Below are 16,462 nucleotides of genomic sequence, written 5' to 3' on the forward strand. Positions count from 1 at the left end.
CAAAAAACGAATGTGACAATATTTCATAGTTTTGATAAATGGAGAGCATTTTGCTAAATAGTTTATAATATGAGCAATCAACAACAATTTAAATATTCAACAGGAGTTATAGCCTACCCTCTGCTTTTTGTGCTTTCAATTTGGATGGTCTTCTGGATGCAAGTGCGATTTTTCCCGTCTATAAAACGTTTAGGCGTTTATCCTCAGCAGCTAGACGGATTGCTTGGTATCTTTACAAGTCCCTTTATTCATGCAGATATAGAGCACTTGTATCATAATAGTATTCCTCTTTTTATTTTATCTGTCGCACTATTTTATTTCTACAGAAAAATCTCTTGGAAGGTTATTATCTTCGGAATAATACTTTCTGGTTTATTTACTTGGGTCATTGGCAGACCAGCAAATCACATTGGTGCCAGTGGATTAGTTTATGTACTCGTTAGCTTTATCTTTTTTAAAGGAATTTTCGCAAAGCATTTTAGGTTGATAGCCTTGTCGCTAATTGTTATTTTTCTCTACGGAAGTATGATTTGGTACGCTTTTCCTGTAAAGGATGGTATGTCTTGGGAAGGACATCTTGGTGGTTTGCTCTCTGGATTATTGTTCGCTATAGTGTTTAGAAAAGCCATCGCAAAGCCAGAGCGTTATGTTTGGCAGCAACCAGACTATAATGAAGAGGATGATCCTTTTCTACGGCATTTTGATGAAAACGGTAATTTTATGGAACTCAAAGAGCCAGAAGTAGAGCAGGAGCCAATCTCCGAAGATATTAACTCACATATTACTTATGTTTTCAAAGAAAATAAAGACGACTAACGACGTTGTCTAATAGCTTCATATAAAAAGGCACCACAAGCAACAGAAACATTAAGAGATTCAATTTCTCCCAGTAGAGGAAGTTTCGCTCTTTCGTCTGATACTTTTATAACTGACGGATTTATACCTTTACCTTCAGATCCCATGATGATTGCACAAGGCTCTTTGAACGAGATATCATAAACTGTATTATCTGTTTTTTCTGTGGCCGCAATGACTTTTATACCACTTGCTTGCATATGAAAAACAGCATCTTTAATGTGGTCAACCTTGCAAATAGGAATTTTAAATATCGCGCCTGCACTCGTCTTTATAGCATCACCATTTACGGGAGCACCACCTTTTTTTTGGATAATAATACCAGAAACCCCTGTACATTCTGCTGTTCGAACAATAGCTCCAAAATTACGAACATCGCTTAGCTGATCTAATAATAGAAATAAAGGAACTTTACCAGATTCTATAACGCTAGTTACTAATTCTTCAATATCATGAAATGTAATGGGAGCTATTTGGGCAATAACACCTTGATGATTCTTTTTTGACAACCTGTTTAATTTTTCTACAGGCACATAAGAACTATTTAATCGTTCTTTGTTCAACAAGTGTTCTAGCTCAGTAAAAAGTTCTCCTCGCAAACCTTTCTGTAAAAATATTTTATCAATATTTTCACCAGATTTTATTGCTTCAATTACTGCTCTTATACCAAAGATGGTCGTTTCTTTTTCCATGGCTCAAAGATATAAAAAAACCATTCTAAAAATAGAATGGTTTTTTATATTATAATTCACATTTATTCACTCATAATCTTTTTACTAATACTTCGATATCCAGAGTATGTTTGCAAAAAAAAACAGATGCTAATCTTAAATGCTTATATATTTATTACAGCTTAATTTTTACGGTTCATAATTATAGTTTTTCGCTATTAATATTATTAGAGCATTAGTTTTTTAACAGTCTCTTTTCTTCTATTGATAATCTGTAATCTGCAAATCGACCTTGCGCAATTTGTGTGTTATTGCTATCAGTAATAGTATAGGTATTTCCAGTTTTTTCTACAAAGAAAGAGGTAATAGCGTTTCCGTTTCCATCACTTAGTCCTCCATCATTCAGGGGGAAAATTGATGATAAATCAACAGATTCTACAAACACTCCAGCTTTCAGGAAATCTATAGATACTGGAATATTATTGCCATCTACTGAAGTATTACCATTGGAAGTCCAAAAACTGGCATCAATTGTATAAATACCATCAGTATCAGAACTAAGAATGATTAGTTCTTCGGGACACTCATTATAGCTTGTTTGTACATATGCACCGTCAAAAATTAATTCTAAATCCATATCTAATCCAGAATTAATATCACAAGGATCTGCAGCACTATCAAGATAGTCTCCGGCCCAATTCAAGCGTGTAACTAAGTCATTTCCGACAAAGTCATTAATTGTTAGGGTAACATCTTCTTGTATTGTGGCTTGCATTAACGAGGTGGCAGACAGTCTTAAATTTATGGTTTGAGTTCCGTCTTGAATAAAATCCTGTAGGGTTTCAATATTCAATTCAATAGTTTCAGTAAATGCAGGAAAGGAGGCTATATATCCTGATCCTCCTTGATATCCATATTCAAAATAACCAGATTCAAACCAGGTAGGATAAGGAACTTCAATAGCTTCAAACTGAACTCTATCATAAAAACCATTTCCAGTTGTTGCATCTCCATCGGTTGGGTTTGCTGTGACCACAGGATTTCCGTCGATATCTAAGATATCAATTCTAATATCTATTTTTTCAGAAACGGCATATTCTACATCTAACGTAAATGTAGCGGTTTCTCCTTCGGTTACGGTAACCGAATTACTCATAAGTGTTAACTCTGGTTTTCCTCTTCTAGGAATTGAATCGTCATCTTCACATGAAAAGGTTACGAGTCCTAATAGGAATACAATAATTAAAGAGTAGCTTGTTTTTTTATGTATATTTTTCATATTATTTTTTGTATTAAAGAGGTGTGTAAACTGAAACTCCATTTTCGCCGTAAGCTTCACAAAACCATGATATTGTAACCACTCCAGTATCTTCATCAACAGAATTAACGCCTCCTTCTAAAGGTATGACTGCGCCATAACCATCGGTTTGACCTTGCCAAGAGATATCTCCACAGTTTTCTGAAAATATAACATCAAAACTAGTAGGTCCAGTACCATAAGCATCTGCATAAAGACCAGAACTGTATAAGCCGCTAGACATATCAAATACTCTGTATAAACCGTCTCCCAAGGCTTCGATTTCAATATCTATCGTAAGTGGATTAGAGTCTGGTAAGAAGTCGTGATAACCAAAAGTTGTTGTCACATTATACAGGCCTCCAATATCAGAAAAACATATCCCGTTTATGGTAATTGTTAACGTTTGAAATTGGCTACCTATTACGGCATTGTTATCTGCCGAAGCAATATTTAAGATTAAAACTTTCGGGTTGTCGATATTGATGTTTTCCGAATAAAAATTAATATCAAGTGCAGCAAATTCCCTGTCTTCAGCAATAGTTACCGATTGAGAACCGTTAACAAAATCAAAGTCTGTACCTGCAACGGCAGTTGATGTTGGATCTATTTCAAAATTCACAGTAATACTTGGGTTAGTTGAAAAATCGTCACCACCAAATAAAACTATATTTTCGCTATACATGTTTACCGCTCCATCTGTTAAAAATGCAGGCGATGCTTCACTGTTATTAAAACCTACTACATATGGTGTAGTTCCTAAATCAGCTTCTAACTGCTGAGGATTGTCATCTATGCTACATGAGATCATAAGTCCAGCGCTTAGAATTGTTATTAGAATACATTTAAATTTTTTCATTTTCATTTTTTTTAGTTTACGTCCCAAAAGATGGAATTATTAAATGCTGAATCTACATTCTGATTGTACACACTAACATTTGCCGAATTCCCCGTATATTCTGATGTTGGATATAATAATCGTATTGGTCTATTAGGTCTGTTTGTAATATCTGGTAATGGCATGTTACTTGGATACCCTGTTCTTGTGTATTCTATCCAAGTTTCAACTCCGTTTGTTCCACCTAAATCAATCCATTTTTGCGTAATTATTGCTTCAAGTTTATCTGCTGTACCATCCCAACCAATACCATTTACATTGTTGGCACTGTTTAGGTAGCCTCCAATTGAAGCACCTAATCTATTATACGATGATTGAATTGCACTTTCAAATAATCCTTTAGCATTTCCTGAGGACAATAATCCTTTAAATACTGCTTCAGACTGCAGGAAAAGTGATTCAGATGCTGTCATAATATAGCCATCTTGTTGTGGAGAACTTAATAAGCCAGGACCAATTCTTGATGGTTGCTCTCCACCACCTTGAGTATTTCCTTGAATAGAAGCTTGTCCAGCTCTAGGCGTATATAACCTCTCTAGCCTTGAATCTGAAACACCAGTTGTTGTTCCATTTAAAAATTCAACTAAATAAGTTGTTGGTCCAGCTCTAAGGTTAGAGAACGTTTCATTTGCTGTATCTCCAAACTGTCCGGCAGCATAACCAAAAGTTTCTACAAAAGGATTCATTCTATTTACTTCATCAGAATATCCAGGATTTATAGTAACGTTGTCTCCGATACCTAAGAATTCAGCATTATTAAGTGATGCAAATTCAGTATTAAGAATAGTTTGTAATTCTGGAGTAGATTGAGCCGCATTAGACATTCGTAATAATAGTCTTAGTTTTAATGTGTTTCCAAACTTAATCCACTTACTCATATTCCCACCCATAATGACATCGTTTGATCCCATAGGTACAGCTGAATTTACATCTGTATTTTGAATTTGAGCGAGAGCATCATTCACATCAGTAATTAGTGCAACATATACGTCTACTTGATTGTCATATTCGGGAAACAATAACTCGCCACGTTGATGAATATCAGTAAATGGAATATCACCATATAAATCAACTAAATACTGAAAGTAGAATGCTCTATATATTTTAGAAGCACCTTTAAAATAATCATAGTTACCATCATACTCGTTGGTGATAATTTGAGTTAGGTTTCCAGTTCTCGCCATAAGGTTGTCCCATATATTATCGTAGAAATCTGTAGTTAATTGATATTGGAATTCTACAAAATAAGGCGCCTGAACCTGTTGGGCATTTCCAGACCATGTTGCTACCATAGTGTTGCCTAATCCATTCATTGTTGACATTAATGTCTCTGAAGGTACAGTAAGGGCACCAGGTAAGATTACCTCTGGAGGTAATTGATCGATAACCACACCGTTAGGGTCTTCATTTACAAGAACGTCGCTACAAGAGAATGTAAGACATACAAGTGTCAAAGACATGATGTACTTTATATTTTTTATTTTTTTCATTTTCTTAAAAGTTAAGTTTTACATTCATTGAATAAAATTTGGTTGGAGGTGTTTGACCATATCCACCTATTCCTGATCCAATTTCAGGATCATTGTATCCTCTATTTTCTTTGGGAAGAAGAACAAGTAAGTTTCTCCCACTAATACCTATCGATAAACCTTCAATAAACGTATTTTCTAAAGCTTTACTAGAAAGTGCATAACTTAGCGCGACTTCTCTTAATTTGAAAGCTGTAGCATCAAGAATAAAGTTTTCATCTACACCTGTAAAATCACCACTTTGAACAAAAGATTGGTATTGAGCATATGATGAAGGTCCACCATAAGATGGTCCAGTAAGTACAGATGTGTTTGTAGTTCCAGAACCTAGAACTGTCGAGTTAGGGAAGATAAAGTGTCCTCTTCCATTTTCCGCAGTTATAAAACTACGACCTTGTCCCGTTAGGTTGTTATAAATGTTTGAATAAAAGACGTGTCCAGTTCTAAAATCTGCTATCGCACTTAATCTAAAACCTTTATAAGTTATATCTGTTCCAAAATTTAAAATATAATCTGGAGTAGTTCTACCAAGTACTTGTAAACCAGAAGCTGTTCTTGGAGAACCATCAGGGTTTAATACAATTCTACCGTCTTCATCTCTCTCATATGCACTACCTCTTATCAATGGAAATTGTTGTCCTTGGATGGCATAAATACCTGGCGATCCTTGTCCTAGTATGTCTGCATCATCTGTAATTTTTGTTGCAATTGTTCGTTGAGAAGCGTAACCCATGTTTAAGTTCCACCTCAAATCATCGGTTTTAATTGGTGTTAAGCCTAAATCAACCTCATACGCATTTGTTTGGGTTTCACCTACATTAACACCTGCACTAAAAACACTAGTAGCCGATGATACAGATGCACTCAAGATTTGATTATCATTCGTGTAAAAAGAATAACTACCATCTAGTGTAATTCTAGGAATTCCTCCTCGTTTTAGTAGTTCTAAATTAAGATTAGCTTCGAATGTGCTAATGAATTCTGGTTCAATGGCATTATCAAATGTGCTTGAAGGGATTATGAATGAGTTAACACCACCAGAGTAAGGAAATGCTGCGGGTCTAAATCCAGTATCAAAAAGATCGTGAGCTCCTAGAGCAGAGATGTTTGCCGATTTAACATAACCTCCAGATATTTTCATTCTGTGTAAAAAATCAGATTTTATTTCTGGGAAAGCTTTAGTTGGTATAAAAGAAGCACCTACAGAGTAGTAGAAGAAGCCAATATCTCCAATAGTTCGACCAGCAGACTGTAATCTAGAATCCCATTCTTGTCGCCCCGTTAAATTGAGGTACAAATAATCTTTATAACTTAAATCTACATTGGCAAAAATAGCTTGCTGCCGTCTCAAGGAACTAAAATCTGATACTGAAATACCACTTGATATATTTTCAACAGTATATAATCCTGGTAGCGTTAAGATGTCTCCAGCTGTTGTTTGAGAAAAACCTCTACTTTCAGTACTATTTAGTCCGATTAAAGATTTAAGGCCAATATCTTCAGTTAATTGATAGTTGAAGTTTGTTATTAAATCTGTGTATAGAGTTCTCGTGCTATTGCTATTAACTCTTAGTGAAGATTGAATATCTCTACTATCACCAGTAATGGTGTATTCAGAAACATAATCATTAGCATAAGTAATACCTTTACCGCTTGTACTTACAACATTACTTCTTAAAATAGTACTGATGTTGTCATTAAATTGGTAGGATAGTTCTGCAGATAAATCAGTTCTTGTATTTTCAGATACATTTCTTTGGTTGTCTCTAACCCAATATGGACTATTACCAAAAGCGGTCCAATGATCACTATTACTTCCCGAGTTAAAATCGGTAACATTAACATCACTCGGTAATTGTGCCAATTCAGCATAAACACCACTTAAACGAACATTGTCGTTGGTATCAAAAATAGTTGCAGAAACATTTTGATCTTCAGCAGTAAAACGAGCATTTCCAGACATTGAAAATTTTCCAAAAGTTTTACCTGCACTTAATGCGAAAAAGTCTTTTGTATAGGTATCATTAGGAATTAGACCATCTGTCTTTCTTCTATTGGCACTTAAAGAATAAAACCCCTCGCGATCCCCTCCAGCGAGTGTTATTGTATTTTGTAATGCTGTACCTGTATTGAAAAAGTCTTTCATATTGTCTTTCCTAAATTCATAAGGCCCACTTCTAAAATCATTAAAAGTAGGATAAGGTAGTCCTACAGGTTGAATAGATCCGTCATATTCTGGTCCCCAAGACCCTTGATCAAAAGCATCAATTTCTCCCCAATATCCTTTTCCATATCTGTCCTGTAATTGCGGTAAAAAAGCAATGTCTTCTATAGTAAGGGTAGTAGATAAAGAGATGCTGAGCTTGCCTTGTCCTTTTGTGCCTTTTTTTGTAGTTACAATTATGACACCATTACCACCAGCAGATCCATAGAGCGCTGCTCCATTAGGTCCTTTAATGATATTGATTGATTCTATGATTTCGGGATCTAGATCAGACAATATTGTAGCTGATGAAATCACATTGTCAATAACAACTAAAGCCGAGTTTGAACCAGATAATGAACGTGTACCACGTAAACTAATTGTTGTCGATGGATTAACACCTGTATTAGTGGTGTTAATTTGTAACCCAGAAACCTTACCAGCTAGAGATTGAACTGCATCTGGATTGTTAGCAGAAACAATTTCTTCAGACTTAAGATTCTCATAGGCAGTAGTGATTTCATCTGGTTTTCGTTTGATACCAACAGCGGTAACTATAACTTCGTCTAATGAATCTGCATCTTCGAGCATCGTAACATTAATGGTGTTTAGTTCACCAACTTTGATTTCTTGTGTTTTTAAACCCACATAAGTAAACACTAGAATATCTCCTGGCTTACTATTAATGGTGTAAACACCGTCAAAGTTTGTTTGAGTTCCAGTTGAGGTGCCTTTAATAACTATATTAACTCCCGGAAGTGGAATAGTAGATTGATCTGAGACCGTTCCAGAAATTGATTTTCTTGCGCAAAACTAAATTGCACGACTAATGCTAATAATAGCATTAGAATTCCATTAAACTTTGTTTTCATAAAATAAATTTATTTGAATTAGCCTTATTCAAATATCTTAATAAAATGTTAAAAAAAATAGCGTAATTGCTAAATTTTTAATATTATTTTAAATATTTTGTTAAAATGGTAGAAATAAATCAGGATTATTTCTAGAACGTTGTGGTTAGGCTCAAATGAATTTTAGAATCAGATAATTTGAACCTCTGGCTTTCAGTTTTGCCGCTGGTGTAGTTAAATCTAAATAGTCCGGCTTTTGTTATAAGCCCAAATCCAAATCCAAACCCAAAGAGTTTTTCTTTCTGATCTGTAATTTGGTTCTCAAAGTACGCAGCGTCTATAACGGAGTGCACATAAATGCTATTGTTTAACTTATATCTGTACTCTGTATTAAGAACGCCATACAAGTTTGCTATTAAGCTGTTTTCTTCGAAACCACGAATCGAATTGATACCACCAAATCTAGGAAGCTCATTTTCTAAATAGGAGTCAGATACCAGGTAATTAAAATTAACTTTTCCGTAAATGCTATTTTTATCGTTAAGATTAAAAATTTTGAACGTATTGAGATAAAAATTAGATTGTTTTTCGTTGAAATCCTCATAAGATCTATTCCCAATTCCTGTAGATACATTAAATAAAAAATTTATTGGAAACAGAAGATTGAAATTTTGTCTATTTGTATACATATAATTTACAAAGTATTGATTTGAACTGTAATCGGTAATTAAAGAGGAAGAAAGATCAAGTAGGTCTGTTGAATTAACAGATGTAGTTCCTCCTGATATAATATGTTTACTATTAATTTGATAATTAAGCTTTATAGCTTGGGTAACTGTTACAAAGGATGAATCTCTTTTAAAAATGTTTAAATTTAAATTAATACCAATTGGCGTATTCAATATATAGGGTGCATCCAATTCTAAATCAAAAGTTTGTTGATCACTTTCATCGCTTTTGTATAATAGTTTTAAGGACTCACCATAATTTAAGTTGTTAGTGAGATTCAAATTTAGATAACCATCAAATTCAATCTTATCTGTAGCCTCGTTAGTTCCAAAACCTAAAAACCCATCAAAAGTATTGCTTTTTGCTTTTTCTAAATACATATATAATATGGTAGAATCTTTAGTGAAAAGAACTTCAGGGTCTCTAATTTGGTTAGCGAAAGCCAAATCATTAAGTGCTTTAGTCTTTTCTTTTATTTTTTCTAAGCTAAAGGTTTGATTAGTTTTAATCTTTAGATAACGTTTAATGAATGATTTTGGGAATTTCTCGTAACCCTTCAAAACAAGTTTGTCCATGGTCCGAGTATTTAATTCAGAGACAGATAAAGAACCTTTTAAGTAGCTGTGATCAATACTTATGATGTCGGTTAAAATAAGTGAACTAAAAGGATTGCCTTTATTTGCTAATTGAGAGTTTATAAACTCTAAAGTAGATTCAATATTTTCAATAGGAATAATTAGGTCGTTACTTGTATCTAAAAAACCAGTCGATTTTAAAATAGGTAAGTCTACTAGATTATTGTGACTAATAGTAATGGAGTTGTATTTATTTCTTAAACTGAAATGTGCGTCATATGAGGAATCATTCTGTTTGATTAAATGGAGTTGCTCAATTTCAATATAACCAACTTTGATAAGTGTTTTTTTAAGATTAGAAACTTCGGTTTCTAATGAAGAATAATCTTCAAACATGTTTTTGTACCCCAAAGAGTCTATAGATCTTGTTTCATTTTCTGAAGAACCTAAACATGTCAAATATAAATTTTGCCCAAGTGTATTAGAGAAGTACAACAAAAAAAGAAGTGAGGTAAAAAGATATTTTATTTTTGGCATTAAACTTTCTATTATTCAAATTTAACGCAAAATAATTACTAAAAATATCTGTATACATAAATAATTTAAAAAACTTTGTAAAATTAATCGTTTGGAGTTTGAATAATTCATATTTATTTTTACCTTTGCAGCCCTCTAAAGAGAGGTTTTAATAAAATTATATAGAAATATATGCCAACAATTTCACAATTAGTACGAAAAGGAAGAGCCAAAATAACCAAGAAGAGTAAATCGGCTGCTTTAGATTCGTGTCCACAAAGACGTGGTGTGTGTACTCGTGTTTACACAACGACTCCTAAAAAACCTAACTCAGCAATGCGTAAGGTAGCAAGGGTTCGTCTGACAAACGGAAACGAGGTTAATGCATACATCGGTGGTGAAGGACACAATTTACAAGAGCACTCGATAGTATTGGTTAGAGGTGGAAGGGTAAAAGATTTGCCAGGAGTTAGATATCACATTGTTCGTGGTGCCTTAGATACAGCAGGTGTCGCAGGTAGAACGCAACGTAGATCTAAGTATGGTGCAAAACGCCCTAAGAAGTAATTAAAAACTTTAAGAAGAAGACATGAGAAAAAGAGCAGCAAAAAAGAGACCGCTTTTACCAGATCCTAAATTTAATGACCAGTTAGTAACTCGTTTCGTTAATATGATGATGTGGGATGGTAAGAAGTCTGTCGCTTTTAAAGTATTCTATGATGCAATTGATATTGTAGAAGCAAAAAAAACAGACGAAGAAAAAACAGCTTTAGAAATCTGGAAAGATGCCTTATCTAACGTTATGCCTCACGTAGAAGTGCGCAGTCGTAGAGTAGGTGGAGCAACATTTCAAATTCCAATGCAAATTCGTCCAGATCGTAAAGTATCTACGGCCATGAAATGGTTGATTAGCTACTCGAGAAAAAGAAATGAAAAATCTATGCCTCAAAAATTAGCTGCTGAAGTTTTAGCTGCGGCAAAGGAAGAAGGAGCTGCTGTTAAGAAAAGAGTTGATACTCACAAAATGGCAGAAGCAAATAAGGCATTCTCACACTTTAGATTTTAATTTAGGATGGCAAGAGATTTAAGATATACAAGAAATATAGGTATTGCTGCGCATATTGATGCAGGTAAAACTACGACTACAGAGCGTATTCTTTATTATACAGGTGTTTCACACAAAATTGGTGAGGTGCATGATGGTGCTGCGACTATGGACTGGATGGAGCAAGAGCAAGAAAGAGGTATTACAATTACTTCTGCTGCAACTACTTGTACATGGGTTTTTCCTAAAGAAAATGCAGAGCCTACTGAGGACGCAAAGGATTATCATTTTAATATTATTGATACACCAGGTCACGTAGATTTTACGGTTGAAGTCAACCGTTCACTTCGTGTTCTTGATGGTTTAGTATTTTTGTTTAGTGCAGTTGATGGTGTTGAGCCTCAGTCTGAAACTAACTGGAGACTTGCAGATAATTACAAAGTACCTCGTATAGGTTTCGTTAATAAAATGGATCGTCAAGGGTCTGATTTTATGATGGTTTGTGGTCAAGTTAAGGAAATGTTGGGTTCTAATGCGGTTCCTATTGTTTTGAATATTGGTGACGAAGAAAATTTTAAGGGTATTGTTGATTTAGTAAAGAACAGAGCTATCATATGGCATGACGATACTCAAGGGGCAACTTTTGATGTTATTGAAATTCCTGAGGAGCTTAAGGCGGAATCCAAAAAATACAGGGCTTTACTTATTGAAGAGGTAGCTAGTTACGATGAGAACTTATTAGAGAAGTTCATGGAGGATGAAGATTCTATTACAGAGGATGAGGTGCATGCTGCACTTAGGGCTGCTGTAATGGATATGGCTATTATTCCTATGATTTGTGGATCGGCGTTTAAAAATAAAGGGGTACAGTTTTTATTAGATGCTGTATGTCGTTACTTGCCTTCTCCAATGGATAAGGAAGGTATAAAAGGAATTAATCCTGATACAGAAAAAGAAGAATTACGTAAACCAAGTGTAGATGAGCCTTTTGCGGCTTTAGCATTTAAAATTGCTACAGATCCTTTCGTAGGGCGTTTGGCATTTTTTAGAGCATATTCTGGTCGTTTAGATGCGGGTTCTTATGTACTAAATAATCGGTCTGGTAAGAAAGAACGTATTTCTAGAATCTATCAAATGCACGCTAACAAGCAAAATGCAATTGATTTTATTGAAGCTGGTGATATTGGAGCTGCTGTTGGATTTAAATCTATAAAAACAGGAGACACGTTAACAGATGAAAAACATCCAATTGTTTTAGAGTCTATGGACTTCCCTGATCCGGTAATTGGTATTGCGGTTGAGCCTAAAACTAAGGCAGATGTTGATAAATTAGGTATTGGATTGGCTAAGTTAGCTGAGGAGGATCCTACATTTACTGTGCGTTCAGACGAATCTTCAGGACAAACTATTATTTCTGGAATGGGTGAACTTCATTTAGATGTGATTGTAGATCGTTTAAGACGTGAGTTTAAAGTTGAAGTAAATCAAGGTCAGCCACAGGTTGAATATAAAGAGGCCATAACAGCTGTTGCTGATCATAGAGAAGTTTATAAGAAACAATCTGGTGGTCGTGGTAAGTTTGCTGATATTGTGTTTACTGTTGGGCCAGCTGATGAGGGTGTAACAGGATTACAGTTTGAGTCTGTAATTAAAGGTGGTAATGTACCTAAAGAATTTATCCCGTCAATTGAAAAAGGATTTAAAATGGCAATGGTTAATGGACCTTTAGCAGGTTACGAAATCGATTCTATGAAGGTAACATTGAGAGATGGATCTTATCATGATGTGGATTCTGATCAGCTATCGTTTGAATTAGCTGCTAAGTTAGGATTTAAAAATTGTGCTAGAGCTGCGAAAGCGGTAATAATGGAGCCTATTATGAAGCTTGAGGTGATTACACCTGAAGAAAATATGGGTGATATAGTTGGAGATTTAAATCGTCGTCGTGGACAAATGAGTGATATGGGTGATAGAGCTGGTGCAAAGACTGTAAAAGCTACAGTGCCTTTATCTGAAATGTTTGGATATGTAACTACATTAAGAACATTATCATCTGGTCGTGCAACATCAACAATGGAATTTTCACATTATGCTGAAACTCCTTCGAATATTTCAGAAGAAGTAATCAAGGCGGCTAAAGGCATAGAAGCTTAAAACTAAAAAGAAAATGAGTCAGAAAATTAGAATAAAGTTAAAGTCTTACGATCACAATTTAGTTGATAAGTCTGCTGATAAGATTGTAAAGACAGTAAAAAGTACTGGTGCTGTTGTAACTGGACCAATTCCGTTACCTACACACAAAAAGATTTTTACAGTATTACGATCACCACACGTAAATAAGAAGTCTAGAGAGCAATTTCAATTAAGCTCATACAAGAGATTATTGGATATCTACTCTTCATCTTCTAAGACAATTGATGCGTTAATGAAGCTTGAATTGCCAAGTGGAGTTGAAGTTGAAATTAAGGTGTAGTGGAATTTATCATGTAGTTGATAAAAGTGAAGAACATGTCCTGAGCTGCGTGCAAAGGAAAAACGGTTAAATACAATTCAAGGTCGAATGTATTTTCGGCCTTAAGTTTTTTAATAAATAGTAATAATAAATAAATTAATAATTATGTCTGGGTTAATAGGAAGAAAGATCGGTATGACCAGCATTTTCGATGAAAATGGAAAGAATATTCCGTGTACAGTAATCGAAGCTGGACCATGTATCGTTACCCAAGTCAGAACCGAAGAGGTCGACGGGTACAGAGCCCTTCAACTTGGTTTCGATGACAAGACAGAGAAAAGTGCTACAAAAGCTGAAATTGGTCACGCCAAAAAAGCTGGTACTTCTGTTAAATCAAAAGTCGCGGAATTTCAAGGATTTGAAGGAGATTACAAATTAGGAGATGCTATCACAGTAGAACACTTTATAGAAGGTGAGTTCGTTGATGTAGCTGGTACTTCAAAAGGAAAAGGTTTCCAAGGTGTTGTAAAACGTCATGGATTTGCTGGTGTGGGTCAAGCGACACATGGTCAGCATAACCGTTTAAGAGCTCCGGGTTCTATTGGTGCTGCTTCATATCCTGCAAGAGTTTTCAAAGGAATGAAAATGGCTGGACGAATGGGTGGCGAAAGAGTATATGTTGAAAATTTAAGAGTCTACAAGGTAGTTGCTGAAAAGAACTTAATTGTGGTTAAAGGATGTGTTCCAGGGCACAAAAACTCTTATGTAATTATTCAAAAATAATGAAAGTAGCAGTTTTAGATATAAACGGAAAAGACACAGGTAGGAAGGTAGACCTTTCTGCACATGTGTTCGCTATTGAGCCTAATAATCATGCGGTTTATTTAGATGTTAAGCAATATCTTGCTAACCAACGTCAAGGAACGCACAAGGCAAAAGAAAGAGCAGAAATTTCAGGTAGTACACGAAAGATTAAAAAGCAGAAAGGTACGGGTACGGCGAGAGCAGGTAGTATCAAATCTGGTGTATTTAGAGGTGGTGGACGTATGTTCGGACCAAGACCAAGAAATTACAGTATTAAATTGAACAAAAACCTGAAGCGTTTAGCACGTAAATCAGCGTTAACAATGAAGGCAAATGATAAGGATATCGTTGTTTTAGAAGACTTTAATTTCGAGGCTCCAAAGACGAAAAACTTTACTGCTGTATTGAAGGCATTAGACATACAAAACAAAAAGTCATTGTTTGTGTTGGGTGCGTCAAATAATAATGTATATTTGTCATCACGAAATTTTAAAGGCTCTGAAGTTATAATGAACTCAGAATTAAGTACTTATAAAATTTTGAATGCAAATAAATTAATTCTTCTAGAGAGTTCTTTAGAGGGAATTGAATCGAACTTAAGTAAATAATAAGACAATGAGTATCTTAATTAAACCTATCATCACTGAAAAAGCGACAACTAATAGTGAGTTGAACAACTGCTTTACATTTCAAGTGAAAACCAAGGCGAACAAGGTAGAAATCAAAAAAGCGGTGGAAGCTGCTTATGGTGTCTCTGTTGAAAAAGTTCGTACTATAAATGTCCGTCCAGATCGTAATACTAAGTTTACAAAAACTGGTGTTCAACATGGTAAAACAAATGCTGTTAAAAAAGCAATTGTACAACTGGCGGAAGGTGAAGTAATTGATTTATACACTAACATGTAATTAGACAATAATGTCAGTAAGAAAATTAAAACCAATCACAGCAGGTCAGCGATTTAGAGTAGTAAATGGATTCGATGCCATAACTACTGATAAGCCGGAAAAGAGTTTACTCCTTCCGAATAAAAGATCTGGTGGAAGAAACAATCGAGGAAAAATGACGATGCGCCAAATTGGTGGAGGTCATAAGAAGAAATATCGTATTATCGATTTTAAAAGGGATAAAGCGGGTTTACCTGCCGAAGTTGCTTCTATTCAATACGATCCAAACAGAACAGCGTTTATTGCATTATTGAACTATCAAGATGGTGAAAAGCGCTACATTATTGCTCAAAACGGTTTACAAGTTGGGCAGAATGTGGTTTCTGGAAGAGAAGGAGTAGCACCAGAAATTGGTAATGCTATGCCATTAAACGAAATGCCTTTTGGTACAATTATTTCTTGTATTGAGTTACGTCCAGGACAAGGAGCGGTAATGGCTAGAAGTGCTGGAGCGTTTGCTCAGTTAATGGCAAGAGACGGTAAGTTTGCTAATGTAAAGTTACCATCAGGAGAGACTAGAATGATTCTTGGAGAATGTATGGCTACAATTGGAGTAGTTTCTAACTCTGATCATCAATTAACTGTATCTGGTAAAGCGGGTAGAAGTAGATGGTTAGGGAGAAGACCACGAGTAAGACCAGTGGTAATGAATCCAGTTGATCACCCAATGGGTGGTGGTGAAGGTAAATCTTCAGGAGGACACCCAAGATCGAGAAATGGTATTCCAGCTAAAGGTTATAGAACGCGTTCTAAGACTAAAGCTAGTAATAAGTATATTGTAGAACGTAGAAAGAAATAACTGAGATAATATGGCACGTTCATTAAAAAAAGGACCTTACATCCATTATAAATTGAGTAAAAAAGTTGATGCAAATGTTGCTTCAAACAAAAAGACGGTAATCAAAACGTGGTCAAGAGCCTCTATGATTTCTCCTGATTTTGTAGGACAAACTATTGCTGTACACAACGGACGCCAATTTGTACCAGTCTATGTTACTGAAAACATGGTAGGTCATAAATTAGGAGAATTTTCACCGACAAGATCTTTTAGAGGTCATGCAGGTGCGAAAAATAAAGGTAAAAAATAGTAAG

The 16,462-nt window shown here is 35.0% G+C and carries 16 protein-coding genes; 10 read left to right on the top strand and 6 right to left on the bottom strand.

Going from position 1 to position 16,462, the window contains the following annotated elements; translation table 11 throughout:
- Nucleotides 1-69: 69 nt before the first annotated feature.
- Nucleotides 70-816, top strand: a complete 747-nt coding sequence (locus H593_RS0103165) for a rhomboid family intramembrane serine protease (protein WP_028871093.1) — start codon at nt 70-72, stop codon at nt 814-816.
- Here H593_RS0103165 and rlmB read toward each other — a convergent pair.
- From rlmB to H593_RS0103195, 6 genes are all read right to left on the bottom strand, one after another.
- A complete protein-coding gene (rlmB, locus tag H593_RS0103170) occupies nt 813-1,547 on the bottom strand; it encodes a 23S rRNA (guanosine(2251)-2'-O)-methyltransferase RlmB (RefSeq protein ID WP_028871094.1) in 735 nt (244 codons plus the stop codon). The genes H593_RS0103165 and rlmB overlap by 4 nt on opposite strands.
- A gap of 214 nt (nt 1,548-1,761) precedes the next feature.
- A complete protein-coding gene (locus tag H593_RS0103175; protein ID WP_157588763.1) occupies nt 1,762-2,805 on the bottom strand; it encodes a hypothetical protein in 1,044 nt (347 codons plus the stop codon).
- 13 nt (nt 2,806-2,818) lie between these two features.
- A complete protein-coding gene (locus tag H593_RS0103180) occupies nt 2,819-3,682 on the bottom strand; it encodes a hypothetical protein (RefSeq protein WP_147231981.1) in 864 nt (287 codons plus the stop codon).
- 11 nt (nt 3,683-3,693) lie between these two features.
- Nucleotides 3,694-5,211, bottom strand: coding sequence for a SusD/RagB family nutrient-binding outer membrane lipoprotein (locus tag H593_RS0103185; RefSeq protein ID WP_028871097.1), 1,518 nt, complete (start codon nt 5,209-5,211; stop codon nt 3,694-3,696).
- A 4-nt stretch (nt 5,212-5,215) separates the two neighbouring features.
- Nucleotides 5,216-8,248 (bottom strand): SusC/RagA family TonB-linked outer membrane protein, encoded by a 3,033-nt coding sequence (locus tag H593_RS0103190; RefSeq protein ID WP_084142256.1) that lies wholly within the window; start codon nt 8,246-8,248, stop codon nt 5,216-5,218.
- 208 nt (nt 8,249-8,456) lie between these two features.
- Entirely contained in the window at nt 8,457-10,067 is a 1,611-nt protein-coding gene (locus H593_RS0103195) for a POTRA domain-containing protein (RefSeq protein WP_037051415.1), read from the bottom strand.
- Between the two features lie 249 nt (nt 10,068-10,316).
- Here H593_RS0103195 and rpsL point away from each other — a divergent pair, with 249 nt between their 5' ends.
- The 9 genes from rpsL (at nt 10,317) to rpsS (ending at nt 16,458) form a co-directional block, all read left to right on the top strand.
- Entirely contained in the window at nt 10,317-10,691 is a 375-nt protein-coding gene (rpsL, locus tag H593_RS0103200; RefSeq protein WP_008269190.1) for a 30S ribosomal protein S12, read from the top strand.
- A 22-nt stretch (nt 10,692-10,713) separates the two neighbouring features.
- Nucleotides 10,714-11,190: a 30S ribosomal protein S7 gene (gene rpsG, locus H593_RS0103205; RefSeq protein ID WP_028871100.1), complete on the top strand. Its 477-nt coding sequence runs from the start codon at nt 10,714-10,716 to the stop codon at nt 11,188-11,190.
- A 6-nt stretch (nt 11,191-11,196) separates the two neighbouring features.
- Nucleotides 11,197-13,323 (top strand): elongation factor G, encoded by a 2,127-nt coding sequence (gene fusA, locus H593_RS0103210; RefSeq protein ID WP_028871101.1) that lies wholly within the window; start codon nt 11,197-11,199, stop codon nt 13,321-13,323.
- 13 nt (nt 13,324-13,336) lie between these two features.
- Nucleotides 13,337-13,642 carry a 30S ribosomal protein S10 gene (rpsJ, locus tag H593_RS0103215; protein WP_007650482.1) on the top strand — a complete coding sequence of 102 codons (306 nt, stop codon included), beginning with the start codon at nt 13,337-13,339 and terminating at the stop codon, nt 13,640-13,642.
- A gap of 144 nt (nt 13,643-13,786) precedes the next feature.
- Nucleotides 13,787-14,404, top strand: a complete 618-nt coding sequence (gene rplC, locus H593_RS0103220) for a 50S ribosomal protein L3 (RefSeq protein ID WP_028871102.1) — start codon at nt 13,787-13,789, stop codon at nt 14,402-14,404.
- Nucleotides 14,404-15,033, top strand: coding sequence for a 50S ribosomal protein L4 (gene rplD, locus H593_RS0103225; RefSeq protein WP_028871103.1), 630 nt, complete (start codon nt 14,404-14,406; stop codon nt 15,031-15,033). Before rplC ends, rplD begins: the two co-directional genes overlap by 1 nt.
- Nucleotides 15,034-15,040: 7 nt before the next feature.
- On the top strand, nt 15,041-15,331 hold the full coding sequence (gene rplW, locus H593_RS0103230; RefSeq protein ID WP_028871104.1) for a 50S ribosomal protein L23: 291 nt from the start codon (nt 15,041-15,043) through the stop codon (nt 15,329-15,331).
- Between the two features lie 10 nt (nt 15,332-15,341).
- Nucleotides 15,342-16,169, top strand: coding sequence for a 50S ribosomal protein L2 (gene rplB / locus H593_RS0103235; protein ID WP_028871105.1), 828 nt, complete (start codon nt 15,342-15,344; stop codon nt 16,167-16,169).
- 10 nt (nt 16,170-16,179) lie between these two features.
- Entirely contained in the window at nt 16,180-16,458 is a 279-nt protein-coding gene (gene rpsS, locus H593_RS0103240) for a 30S ribosomal protein S19 (protein ID WP_028871106.1), read from the top strand.
- The last annotated feature ends 4 nt before the right edge of the window (nt 16,459-16,462 follow it).

This window comes from Psychroserpens burtonensis DSM 12212 (assembly GCF_000425305.1).
Taxonomy (GTDB): domain Bacteria; phylum Bacteroidota; class Bacteroidia; order Flavobacteriales; family Flavobacteriaceae; genus Psychroserpens; species Psychroserpens burtonensis.

Coding starts and splice junctions, on each gene's coding strand:
- H593_RS0103165 (WP_028871093.1), top strand. CDS start 70: ATGAGCAATCAACAACAATTTAAATATTCAACAGGAGTTATAGCCTAC.
- rpsJ (WP_007650482.1), top strand. CDS start 13,337: ATGAGTCAGAAAATTAGAATAAAGTTAAAGTCTTACGATCACAATTTA.
- rpsG (WP_028871100.1), top strand. CDS start 10,714: ATGAGAAAAAGAGCAGCAAAAAAGAGACCGCTTTTACCAGATCCTAAA.
- rplC (WP_028871102.1), top strand. CDS start 13,787: ATGTCTGGGTTAATAGGAAGAAAGATCGGTATGACCAGCATTTTCGAT.
- H593_RS0103180 (WP_147231981.1), bottom strand. CDS start 3,682: ATGAAAAAATTTAAATGTATTCTAATAACAATTCTAAGCGCTGGACTT.
- rpsS (WP_028871106.1), top strand. CDS start 16,180: ATGGCACGTTCATTAAAAAAAGGACCTTACATCCATTATAAATTGAGT.
- rplD (WP_028871103.1), top strand. CDS start 14,404: ATGAAAGTAGCAGTTTTAGATATAAACGGAAAAGACACAGGTAGGAAG.
- rplW (WP_028871104.1), top strand. CDS start 15,041: ATGAGTATCTTAATTAAACCTATCATCACTGAAAAAGCGACAACTAAT.
- fusA (WP_028871101.1), top strand. CDS start 11,197: ATGGCAAGAGATTTAAGATATACAAGAAATATAGGTATTGCTGCGCAT.
- H593_RS0103185 (WP_028871097.1), bottom strand. CDS start 5,211: ATGAAAAAAATAAAAAATATAAAGTACATCATGTCTTTGACACTTGTA.
- H593_RS0103175 (WP_157588763.1), bottom strand. CDS start 2,805: ATGAAAAATATACATAAAAAAACAAGCTACTCTTTAATTATTGTATTC.
- rpsL (WP_008269190.1), top strand. CDS start 10,317: ATGCCAACAATTTCACAATTAGTACGAAAAGGAAGAGCCAAAATAACC.
- rplB (WP_028871105.1), top strand. CDS start 15,342: ATGTCAGTAAGAAAATTAAAACCAATCACAGCAGGTCAGCGATTTAGA.
- rlmB (WP_028871094.1), bottom strand. CDS start 1,547: ATGGAAAAAGAAACGACCATCTTTGGTATAAGAGCAGTAATTGAAGCA.